Annotated in this window: 11 protein-coding genes and 1 pseudogene; 9 read left to right on the plus strand and 3 right to left on the minus strand. The window is 67.0% G+C overall.

Features of this window, described 5'->3' with window-relative positions; translation table 11 throughout:
• Nucleotides 1–4: 4 nt before the first annotated feature.
• Both hrpB and FDW84_RS19400 read left to right on the plus strand, forming a co-directional pair.
• Entirely contained in the window at nt 5–2,653 is a 2,649-nt protein-coding gene (gene hrpB, locus FDW84_RS17220; protein ID WP_138610716.1) for an ATP-dependent helicase HrpB, read from the plus strand.
• Nucleotides 2,654–2,807: 154 nt separating this feature from the next.
• Nucleotides 2,808–2,957 carry a hypothetical protein gene (locus FDW84_RS19400; protein WP_171046826.1) on the plus strand — a complete coding sequence of 50 codons (150 nt, stop codon included), beginning with the start codon at nt 2,808–2,810 and terminating at the stop codon, nt 2,955–2,957.
• A 12-nt stretch (nt 2,958–2,969) separates the two neighbouring features.
• Here the strand turns inward: FDW84_RS19400 and FDW84_RS17225 are convergent, their stop codons facing one another.
• Nucleotides 2,970–3,647 carry an alpha/beta hydrolase family protein gene (locus tag FDW84_RS17225; protein ID WP_138610717.1) on the minus strand — a complete coding sequence of 226 codons (678 nt, stop codon included), beginning with the start codon at nt 3,645–3,647 and terminating at the stop codon, nt 2,970–2,972.
• Between the two features lie 68 nt (nt 3,648–3,715).
• Here FDW84_RS17225 and ligD point away from each other — a divergent pair, with 68 nt between their 5' ends.
• Complete coding sequence (gene ligD, locus FDW84_RS17230) at nt 3,716–4,738, plus strand: non-homologous end-joining DNA ligase (protein WP_138610718.1); 1,023 nt, start codon at nt 3,716–3,718, stop codon at nt 4,736–4,738.
• 59 nt (nt 4,739–4,797) lie between these two features.
• Here ligD and FDW84_RS17235 read toward each other — a convergent pair whose 3' ends face one another.
• Nucleotides 4,798–5,418, minus strand: a complete 621-nt coding sequence (locus FDW84_RS17235) for an L-threonylcarbamoyladenylate synthase (protein ID WP_138610719.1) — start codon at nt 5,416–5,418, stop codon at nt 4,798–4,800.
• A gap of 124 nt (nt 5,419–5,542) precedes the next feature.
• Here FDW84_RS17235 and FDW84_RS17240 point away from each other — a divergent pair, with 124 nt between their 5' ends.
• The 6 genes from FDW84_RS17240 (at nt 5,543) to FDW84_RS17265 (ending at nt 9,519) form a co-directional block, all read left to right on the plus strand.
• Nucleotides 5,543–5,977, plus strand: a complete 435-nt coding sequence (locus FDW84_RS17240) for a VOC family protein (protein WP_138610720.1) — start codon at nt 5,543–5,545, stop codon at nt 5,975–5,977.
• 47 nt (nt 5,978–6,024) lie between these two features.
• Complete coding sequence (locus FDW84_RS17245) at nt 6,025–6,711, plus strand: hypothetical protein (protein ID WP_138610721.1); 687 nt, start codon at nt 6,025–6,027, stop codon at nt 6,709–6,711.
• An 18-nt stretch (nt 6,712–6,729) separates the two neighbouring features.
• Nucleotides 6,730–7,233 (plus strand): HAD domain-containing protein, encoded by a 504-nt coding sequence (locus tag FDW84_RS17250; RefSeq protein ID WP_138610722.1) that lies wholly within the window; start codon nt 6,730–6,732, stop codon nt 7,231–7,233.
• A 153-nt stretch (nt 7,234–7,386) separates the two neighbouring features.
• Nucleotides 7,387–8,676, plus strand: a complete 1,290-nt coding sequence (locus FDW84_RS17255) for an inorganic phosphate transporter (protein ID WP_138610723.1) — start codon at nt 7,387–7,389, stop codon at nt 8,674–8,676.
• Nucleotides 8,673–8,891, plus strand: coding sequence for a hypothetical protein (locus tag FDW84_RS17260; RefSeq protein WP_138135523.1), 219 nt, complete (start codon nt 8,673–8,675; stop codon nt 8,889–8,891). The genes FDW84_RS17255 and FDW84_RS17260 overlap by 4 nt, the downstream gene beginning before the upstream one ends.
• Before the next feature lie 82 nt (nt 8,892–8,973).
• A complete protein-coding gene (locus FDW84_RS17265; protein ID WP_138610724.1) occupies nt 8,974–9,519 on the plus strand; it encodes a dihydrofolate reductase family protein in 546 nt (181 codons plus the stop codon).
• A gap of 59 nt (nt 9,520–9,578) precedes the next feature.
• On the opposite strand, the pseudogene FDW84_RS19510 reads toward FDW84_RS17265, so the two are convergent.
• Nucleotides 9,579–9,803, minus strand: a pseudogene (locus FDW84_RS19510) (endonuclease); the annotation flags it as partial.

Consider the following 9,803-nt stretch of genomic DNA (forward strand, 5'->3'; position numbering starts at 1 on the left):
ACGGGTGACTTCCCGAAACGGGCGGCAGCCGCTGCCGGCCTTTGATCTTGCGGCCATCGGCGCCGGGCTGCCCTTCGCAGACTCCATCGCAGCGCTGGCGGAGGCGGCGGGCAACGGCGCGGCTGGAACCGCCGTGGTGCAGGCGCCGCCGGGGACCGGTAAAACCACCATCGTCCCGCCGCTGCTGGCAAACCTCCTGGCGGACGTCCGGGCAAAGGCAGCTGTAGAGGATCTGCCCGCCCGCGTGGTTGTCACCCAGCCGCGGCGGGTGGCGGCCCGCGCCGCTGCCCGCCGGCTCTCGGCCCTGGACGGCAGCAGACTGGGCAGCCGGGTGGGATATACAGTCCGCGGGGAACGCCGGGCCGGCCCGGACACGCTGGTTGAGTTCGTGACACCCGGCATCCTCCTGCGGCGCCTGCTGTCCGATCCTGACCTGCCTTCCACAGGCGCCGTGGTCCTGGATGAGGTGCACGAGCGGGGCATGGAAACAGACGTGCTGATCGGCATGCTGGCCGAGGTCCGACAGCTGCGGGGCGACCTTGCCGTGGTGGCGATATCCGCCACCCTGGATGCTCCCCGCTTCGCTGCCCTGCTGGTCGACCACGACGGAGGCGGGCCCGCTCCCATGGTCGAGTGCCCCTCCGTAAACCACCCGCTGGAGACGGAATGGCGTCCCGCGCCAGGTGCCCGGCTGGACAGCAGGGGAGTGACCCGGTCCTTCCTGGACTTCGAGGCAGCGACTGCCGCAGAGGCCCACCACCAGGCACTCACAGCAGACCTTTCCACGGATGCGCTGGTCTTCCTTCCGGGGGCGCGGGAAGTTGCGCACGTGGCGTCAGTGCTGCGCAGCCGGCTGGGCGGGCGGGCTGAAGTTTTGGAACTGCACGGCCAGGTGGCCGCAGCCGAACAGGACCGGGCAGTATCCGGCCGTCTTCCCGGGGAAAACCCCCGGATTATCGTGTCCACCGATGTGGCGGAGTCATCGCTGACGGTGCCCGGTGTCAGGCTTGTCATCGATTCCGGACTCGCCCGTGAGCCTCGCCGTGACGCCGGCCGGGGGATGAGCGGCCTGGTGACAGTCTCCTGCTCCCGTGCCTCCGCTGAGCAGCGCGCAGGGCGGGCCGCCCGCCAGGGCCCCGGAAAGGTTGTCCGCTGCTACAGCCAGCAGGTTTACGGGGCGGCGCCTGCCCACCTCACTGCGGAGATCCTCGTGGCGGACCTGACCGGCATCGCCCTGGTGCTGGCATGCTGGGGTGCCCCGCGTGGAAAGGGCCTTGCCCTGCCCGACCTCCCTCCGCAGCAGGCCATGGATGATGCGATGGAAGTCCTGCAGGAACTAGGTACCGTATCCGCGGACGGCCACGCGACAGCTGCCGGCAGGATCCTGGCCGGCATTCCTGCCGATCCCCGGCTGGGCCGCGCTCTGCTCGACGGCGCTGCGGCAGCCGGTCTGCAGGCAGCGGCCGAGGTGGTGGCCGCCGTCGCCGGCGACACCCGCGCCCAAGGGGCGGACCTGCCCGGCCTCCTGGGCAGGCTGCGCGGTGACCAGGGACCGTCCGGTCGGCGCTGGGCGGAGGAAACCCGCCGCTTCCAGGCCCTGGCGGAGCACACCCAACCCCTGTCTGCTACGTCAGCCCTGCCCGTCCTGGCGGGCGGGAATGACGCGGTGGGCGCCGTCGTCGCCCTGGCCTTTCCAGACCGGGTGGCGCGCAGGGTCCGCGGCGACGGGCCGGAACGGTACCTGCTCTCGTCCGGAACCCGCGCCGGACTTCCGGCCGGAAGCAGCCTGGCGGGACATGAATGGCTGGCAGTGGCGGAAGTATCCCGCGCCGATGGCAGGGACGCAGCCGGTACCGGCGCCGTCGTCCGCTCTGCAGCCCCGCTTTCAGCCGACCTCGCCGAAGCCGCTGCCTCCCACCTGCTGGTTGAGGGCGTAGAGGCGGCCTTCACCCACGGCCGCGTCACGGCGCGCCGCATCCGCCGGCTGGGAGCCATCGTGCTGGCATCCACTCCGGTGCGTCCCTCCCCGGCGGAGGGCCGCGCGGCGGTTGCGGGCATGCTGCTCAAGGAAGGGCTCGCCGCCCTTCAATGGTCGACGGCGGCAGCAGCCTTGCGCCGGCGTCTCGCTTTCCTGCACCGGGAACTGGGGGAGCCGTGGCCGGACGTCTCGGAGGCTGCCCTCCTGCCACGGCTGCAGGAATGGCTGGGACCCGAACTGGAGGCGCTGGCGGCAGGGGCTGACGCGGGCAGCCTGGACCTCACCGGGCCGCTGCGTCGGCTGCTTCCCTGGCCGGAGGCGGCCAGGATGGATGAGCTCGCCCCGGAGTGGCTTGAGGTGCCCAGCGGCTCCCGGGCAGCCATCGCCTACCCCGGGGAAGAAGAAGCCACACCCCGGCCGGTGGTGGCCGTCAAGCTGCAGGAATGCTTTGGCCTGGCAGAAACCCCCCGCCTGGCGGACGGCCGCGTGCCGGTCCTGTTCCACCTGCTGTCACCGGCCCGGCGTCCCCTCGCCGTGACGGACGACCTGACATCCTTCTGGTCCGGCCCCTACGCCCAGGTCCGGGCCGAGATGAGGGGGCGCTACCCCAAGCACCCCTGGCCGGAAAATCCCTGGTCTGCCCCCGCTACTGCACGGACCAAGCCCAAAAAGTAGGTTCCCGGCGTGCCGGCCTCCGCGGCGCGCCGAATGCCGGGTGAGATCTCCGATACACACCTGTTACTTCCCGTCGACGTGCTGAAACATGCTGCGGATAGGCTCTTTTGCACTTGGACAGCGTGGTCCATACACGACACGGAAGGACGTAAAGATGTTTCTCCTGAACAGCCTTAACCTCTTGCTCGACGGACGGGGTGACGACGGCCGGTCCCAGCACGGGGGCGGCGCGCAGACCGATTTTCCCGAGGGCCAGCTGACCTCCGCCGCCTGGGAAGGCTGGTGGCACGAGGACGCAGCCTGACGGCTGCGGACCTCAGCTGACGTTCCGGATGAAGTCAGCCACAGGCCCGGCAAGGGACGCGCCCACCTCCGCGGCAGGGCGCTTAACTCCGGCCACGGCGAACGAATGATCTCCGCCCTCAACCCATTGCAGGACTGCCGAGGGCCCGATGCGGGACACCACGTCCGCCAGGATGCCGGGAGTAGCAAACGTGTCCCGGCTGCCCTGCAGGAACAGCATCGGAACGGTCACGCCGTACAGGTGCTCATCCCGCAGTTTGTCGGGCTTTCCGGGCGGGTGCAGTGGATAGCCCAGATACACCAGGCCTGCAGCTTCCATTCCCTCGGCCACTGCCATCGACGCCATCCGCCCGCCGAAGGATTTGCCCGCTGCCCATACGGGACCGGTATCACCGTGTCCTTCCGCCTGCTCCGCAGCTGCCGCCATCGCCGCCCGCCAGGCAGCGATGGCCGCGGGCGGAAGGTCCGGAAACTTCCTTCCGGCCTCACGGTAGGGAAAGTTGAAACGCAGGGTGGCGAGGCCCAGGGCGTTGAGTCCGTCCGTGAACCCGTGCAGGAAGGGATGCTCCATGCCCGCGCCGGCGCCATGGGCGACCACCACAGTGGCGGAGGGGTTGGCAGGGCGTACGTAGGCGGCGGTCACCGTCACGTCACCCACCTCAAGCCGGAAGTCTGTTTCTGCAGCGGACATTCCTCCATCATGCCGGACCGGTCACCTAAATCTGCCGTCCGTGCCGGCCGGGGGTGTACGTTGTCCCCATGGCGAGTGAACAGACCACCCTCACAGTCCAGGGCCCCCACGGCGAGCGCGAGATGCGCATATCGAGCCCGGGCAGGGTGATCTGGCCCGAACCGGGAATCACCAAACTGGATCTGGCCCGCTACATCTGTGACGTGGGGGAGGCCTTCATCGCGGCCAACGGTGACCGGCCGGTGGCGCTGCAAAGGTTCTCCAGCAGTATTGACGGCGAGATGTTCTTTTCGAAGAACCCGCCCAAAGGTGCCCCGGAGTTCATCCGGTCCGTGAAAGTGGTTTTCCCCAGTGCCCGCTCCCATCCCATGCTGATCCTTGACGAACCCGCAGCCGCGGTGTGGGCCGTGCAGATGAACACGATCGTGTTCCACCCTTGGCCCTCCCGGGCAGCTAACACGGACAATCCCGACCAGCTGCGGATCGATCTCGACCCGCAGCCCGGAACGGATTTTGATGACGCAGTCCCCGCCGCGCTGGCGCTGAGGGAGGTCCTGGCCGAGGCCGGCCTGCATTCGTTCATCAAGACCTCCGGCAACCGTGGGCTGCACGTCTACGCGCCCATCGAGCCCACCCGGGAATTTCTTGACGTCCGGCACGCGGTCATTGCCGCGGCCCGCGAACTGGAGCGGCGCATGCCGGACAAGGTCACCACCGCGTGGTGGAAGGAAGAACGCGGCCGGCGGGTCTTCGTGGACTTCAACCAGGCCAACCGGGACCGGACCATCGCCGGCGCCTACAGCCCCCGGCCGCTGCCCCATGCACCGGTGTCCTGCCCCATCACCTGGGATGAACTGGAAACGGTGGACCCGCGGAACTTCACCATCCTGACCGTGCCGGACCGGCTCAAGTCGGTGGGTGACCCTTGGGCGGACATGAACAGCAACCCCGGAACCATCGACACCCTGCTGCAGTGGTGGGAGCGCGACCTTAAGGCAGGGCAGGGTGAGCTGCCCTTCCCGCCGGACTATCCGAAAATGCCGGGCGAGCCACCCAGGGTGCAGCCCAGTCGGGCGCGGAAGCAGGACTGACGGAACCGGACGGGCGGGGACGGGACAGCGGAAGCTGCAGGCCGCCGTCGTCCGTGGTGCTACTCAAACCGGGACGGATTCCCGGTTCCGCGGCGGACTACCTCTGCCACTCCGCTGGAAAAATCCACCACAGTGGTGGGCTCGGAACCGCAGTCGCCGGCATCGATCACGGCGTCCACCTGGTGGTCCAGGCGCTCCTTGATGTCCCACCCCTGGGTCAGCGGGTCCTCCTCGTCAGGCAGCAGCAGGGTGCTGGACAGCAGCGGCTCGCCCAGTTCTGCCAGCAGCGCCTGGACGACGCGGTTGTCCGGAATCCTGACACCTACGGTCTTCTTCTTCGGGTGCAGCAGCCGCTTGGGAACCTCCTTCGTGGCCGGAAGGATGAAGGTGTAGCCCCCGGGCGTGACAGCTTTGATGCTGCGGAAGACGTCGTTGCCGACGTTCACGAACTGGCCCAGTTGGCCGAAGTCGCGGCAGACCAGCGTGAAGTGGTGCTTGTCGTCCAGCCGGCGGATGGTCCTGATCCGGTCAAGCGCGTCCCTGTTGCCCATTTGTGCCCCCAGCGCGTAGCAGGAATCCGTGGGGTAGGCGAGCAGCCCGCCATCGAGCACTATTTTGACCGCCTGGGTGATTGCACGCGGCTGCGGGTCCTGCGGGTGAACGTCAAAGTATCTGGCCATGCCCCTGAGCCTACGGGCAGGCGGGCCCTGGCGCACCACCCGCTGCAGCCCCTACCGTGCCGCCCTCCCATGAGGCAGGATGTTGTCTGGTTCCACCATGTTCCATCCCCTTAGGAGATTCGTCATGCCGACCACACTGAACCCCTACCTTGGTTTCCGCGACAACGCCCGCGAGGCCATGAACTTTTACCAGTCGGTCTTCGGCGGTGAACTGACCCTGAGCACATTTGGTGATTTCCAGGCCACCCAGGACCCCGAGGAATCGGAGAAAATCATGCACAGCATGCTGACCACGCCCCAGGGGATGGTGCTCATGGGAGCCGACACCCCGAACAGCATGGACTTCAGTCCAGGCTCCGCCATCTCCATCTCCCTCAGCGGAGACGACGAAACGGAACTCCGCGGTTACTACGAAAAGCTCAGCGGCGACGGCGGGATGGTCACCGTTGCCATGGAGCGGGCTCCGTGGGGGGACATCTTCGGCATGTGCACGGACCGCTTCGGAATCGCGTGGCTGGTTAACGTGAACGCTCCGTTGGGCACCACGGGCGCGCCGTAGCTGCGTGCCCTCCTGCAGCAGCAAAACCTTCAGGTCCTGGTCCTGCCATGGAGTCCCTCCTTGAGTTCCTTGCTGACAAATGGTGGATGGTCTTTCCGCTGGCAGCGCTGACCGGCCACTGGGCCAACTCGTGGCGGAAGGCCGGCGAGCGGCGGCACCAGCGCAGGGTTGAACTGTACAAGCTCAAGAACCAGTCCCGGGAGGCGGAGCGGGCTTCGGAGGCGGAGGTTGAAGCACTGATGGCTGCCCATGACGCCGCCAACAAGCGGTGGCTGGAGTACGAGCTCGATGTGGGGAAGCTCATCGACTTTCCGCTCATGACCGATGTCCGCGAGCCCCTAACCGTGGCGTTCCTGCGCGCGAAAAGGGAAGCGGACGGCCAGCACCCTCGCCGTGCCGCTGACATCACATCGCCCTCCCGGCTGGAGTCGTACCGGCGGGCCGTTGACAGTTTTGCGGTGGCTTTGGAGGTCGCCGAGCGGGAAGCGCGGCGGATCCGCGACAGCAAATTCACCGGCCCCGAGCGGCAGCGGCTTGCCACCGCCCGGAAGCTTCTCAACATTGCTGAGAACCAGGCCGCTACACCGGCTGAACGGCAGGCGGCCTACAGGCGGGTGCGCCGTGAACTGGACGGCCTCATTGTCCTCCCGGACGCCGCTGTGGCTTCCCTGGAGGAGCGGATGGCACCCGGGCTGGAGGGCGGCCGGCGACCTACAGAGTTCCGTCAGGGTTGACGGCGGGAGCCGCTGGACATGCGTACGCTTTACCTCGACGTTGACGGTGTCATTTGTCCATTCGGCCCTTCCGGCACCACCGGGTGGGGGACCGGCTGGCGGTATTCCGACGCGGGCCTCCTGCCCGTGGCCTATGCGGCGGAACTGGTGGACGGGCTCAACGGCTTAGCCGCCATGGACGGGGTCCGGTGCGTCTGGCTTACCAGCTGGGAGGAACTCGCGCCGCAGTACCTTTGTCCAGCCATCCGCCTGCAGGGGACGCGGTGGCCCGTTTTGACGGCAGATGGAAGCGGCTCGGGGACCGGCTGGTGGAAGCTACGGGCCCTCCAGCACGATGTGGAAACAACGGGCCCGGAGGTGGTTGCCTGGGTCGATGACCAGCTGGCCTTCGAGGCGGAGGCGCAGTCGTGGGGGAGGCTCCTTGGCCGGCGGCTCCTCATGGTTTCCCCGGATCCGAGGCAGGGAGTCTCGCCAGCCGAACTGGCGGATATGCGCGCCTTTCTGGAACGGCGGTTGTTTTGATCTGATGCCCGGGGCGCGTACGATCGGTAGGGCTTTGCGCCGGCTCCGTTAACGCCACAGGTCATTTCGGGTGAACAGCCGGTGAATTAGGCTGTGCAAGGCAGTCGGGGGAAAAGAAACTGCTGAACGTCGACTCTGCAGATTGGGCAACAGGTGGATATCACCTTCATGGTGGCACTGGTCATCGCACTGGCACTATTTTTCGACTTCACGAACGGCTTCCATGACACCGCGAATGCCATGGCCACGCCCATCGCAACCGGTGCCATCAAACCGAAAACGGCGGTGACCCTGGCAGCCATCCTGAACCTCGTGGGTGCCTTTCTCTCCACAGAGGTGGCCAAAACGGTTTCCGGCGGCATCATCCGGGAAGGCTCGGACGGCGTCCAGATCACGCCGGACATCATCTTTGCAGGCCTTATGGGCGCCATTCTGTGGAACATGATCACGTGGCTCAAGGGGCTGCCGTCGAGTTCCTCACACGCACTCTTCGGCGGCCTGATTGGTGCAGCCATCGCGGGCATCGGCTTCAACTCGATCAACCTTGAAGGCCTGCTCCAGAAGGTCATCCTCCCGGCCATCTTCGCGCCCCTGATCGCCGGCATCGTCGCCTACGTCTGCACGCGCCTGGCTTACCTGCTGACCTCACGCCACGACCCGGAGACGGGCAGCAAGCTCACACAGAAGCGCGGCGGGTTCCGCACCGGGCAGATCTTCACGTCCAGCCTGGTGGCACTGGCCCACGGCACCAATGACGCGCAGAAGACCATGGGCATCATCACGCTGGTGCTGATCGCCGCCGGTACCCAGGAGACGGGTTCCGGCCCGCAGTTCTGGGTCATCGCGGCCTGTGCCTTCGCCATCGCCATCGGCACCTACGCCGGCGGATGGCGCATCATCCGCACCATGGGCGCCGGCCTTACCGAGGTGAAGCCGGCACAGGGCTTTGCCGCCGAAACCAGCACCGCCTCGGCCATCCTGGCGTCCTCGCACCTCGGCTTCGCGCTGTCCACCACACAGGTGGCTTCGGGTTCGGTGATCGGCTCCGGCATGGGCCGCAGGGGGACCAGTGTCCGCTGGAGCATGGTGGGCAAGATTGCGCTGGGCTGGCTCTTCACGCTTCCCGCTGCGGGACTCGTGGGGGCGCTGACGGCCCTCCTGGTCAAGACCGGCGTCATCGGCGTCCTGATCGCTGCGGTTGCCGGAACCTCAGCCGTGCTCTTCATGTTCTTCTACTCCCGCAAGTCCGCCGTCGGCCACCACAATGCCATCGAGGTGGAAGAGGCAGGCCAGGCCGTCCGCTTCGCCAAGAAGAAGGCAAGGGCACGTGCCCGCGCGCACGCCAAGGCAAAGGCCGAAGCGGACGCAAAAGCCGCGGCCTCCCGCAACGCGCCGCCGGAGGCCGAATCCGACACCGTTACAACGAAGGATGTCCAGCGATGAAGTGGTTGGAACTGGTGACCGTGGCCGGAGCCACCCTTGCCTCTGCCGTGACCGTGGTGGTCCTTTACTCGCTGGGCGTCAGGCTGACGGCCATCGCCGGTGATGCACAGGCCTCGCCCGGCTTTAAGAAGTCCCTGGCCTACGTCTGCTTCGGGCTGTGCGGTGTGGCCGTCCTGTTCGGCCTTTACCTCATCATTCCGTACTTCTCGGGCTGACACTGCCGCAGGCGATGACCCTGCCCCTTGGCGCTGGCCCCCGCCTCTGGGCAGGGTGGACGCCGTTGGCTAGGCTTGGCCCATGTCTCGCATCCAGTACTACGTTGCTGCATCCCTCGACGGATTTATCGCCACTTCCACTGATGACCTGGGCTGGCTCCTGCAGTTCGACGGCTTTGAGGGCGGCAAGGAAAGCTACGAGTCCTTCATGGCGGGCGTTGGCTGTGTTGTCATGGGCGGTGAAACCTACAACTGGCTCATGGAGCATGAGCCGGGCACCTGGCCTTACCCGGACACCCCCAGCTACGTCTTCACCCGGCACGAGTACAGCGCTCCCGCCGGGGCAAACCTCACCTTTGTGCGTGGCGACGTCACCGAGTTCATCGAGGACTTCAGGCACGCCGCAGCCGGCAAGAATGTCTGGGTAGTAGGGGGCGGCAACCTGGCCGCCCAGTTTGCCGACGGCGGCCTGCTGGACGAACTGATCCTCTCGGTGATTCCCGTGGTCTTGGGCGACGGCAAACGTCTGTTGCCGCTCTCACGCCCGACGGCGCCACTTGAGCTGGCTGCCTCCCGCACCATGGGCAGGGGAATCGTCGAGCTGCGCTACCTCCTGAACAGCCGTTAGCCGGGCTCCAGCCGACCGGCGTACGGAGGTTTGGCCGGGGCGGTGTCCTTACCCGGCTGTCATGACCGGGTGTGGAGGATCCGGGCCAGGCCGTCTTCTCCGGGTGACGAGCATGCGTAGATGAAATCTGCGTGCCTGAGCCCGGGGTTGAGTTGGGCTGGCCAGTGGGGTGGTTCCCAGTCCTGGTGTTCGCTTTTGTACTTTCGGCCGGTGGGTGAGATCCAGCCGGGTGGTTCGTTTTTGGTGGCCGGGGTTGGTTTCCAGCCGCTGGTGTGGCGGAGCCT

It is taken from the genome of Pseudarthrobacter sp. NamE5, from assembly GCF_005796225.1.
GTDB lineage: Bacteria > Actinomycetota > Actinomycetes > Actinomycetales > Micrococcaceae > Arthrobacter.

What these genes read in the sequence shown, in the direction of transcription:
- FDW84_RS17260 (WP_138135523.1), top strand. Translation starts at nt 8,673, where the DNA reads ATGAAGTGGTTGGAACTGGTGACCGTGGCCGGAGCCACCCTTGCCTCT.
- FDW84_RS17250 (WP_138610722.1), top strand. Translation starts at nt 6,730, where the DNA reads ATGCGTACGCTTTACCTCGACGTTGACGGTGTCATTTGTCCATTCGGC.
- FDW84_RS19400 (WP_171046826.1), top strand. Translation starts at nt 2,808, where the DNA reads ATGTTTCTCCTGAACAGCCTTAACCTCTTGCTCGACGGACGGGGTGAC.
- ligD (WP_138610718.1), top strand. Translation starts at nt 3,716, where the DNA reads ATGGCGAGTGAACAGACCACCCTCACAGTCCAGGGCCCCCACGGCGAG.
- FDW84_RS17225 (WP_138610717.1), bottom strand. Translation starts at nt 3,647, where the DNA reads ATGTCCGCTGCAGAAACAGACTTCCGGCTTGAGGTGGGTGACGTGACG.
- FDW84_RS17245 (WP_138610721.1), top strand. Translation starts at nt 6,025, where the DNA reads ATGGAGTCCCTCCTTGAGTTCCTTGCTGACAAATGGTGGATGGTCTTT.
- FDW84_RS17240 (WP_138610720.1), top strand. Translation starts at nt 5,543, where the DNA reads ATGCCGACCACACTGAACCCCTACCTTGGTTTCCGCGACAACGCCCGC.
- FDW84_RS17265 (WP_138610724.1), top strand. Translation starts at nt 8,974, where the DNA reads ATGTCTCGCATCCAGTACTACGTTGCTGCATCCCTCGACGGATTTATC.
- FDW84_RS17235 (WP_138610719.1), bottom strand. Translation starts at nt 5,418, where the DNA reads ATGGCCAGATACTTTGACGTTCACCCGCAGGACCCGCAGCCGCGTGCA.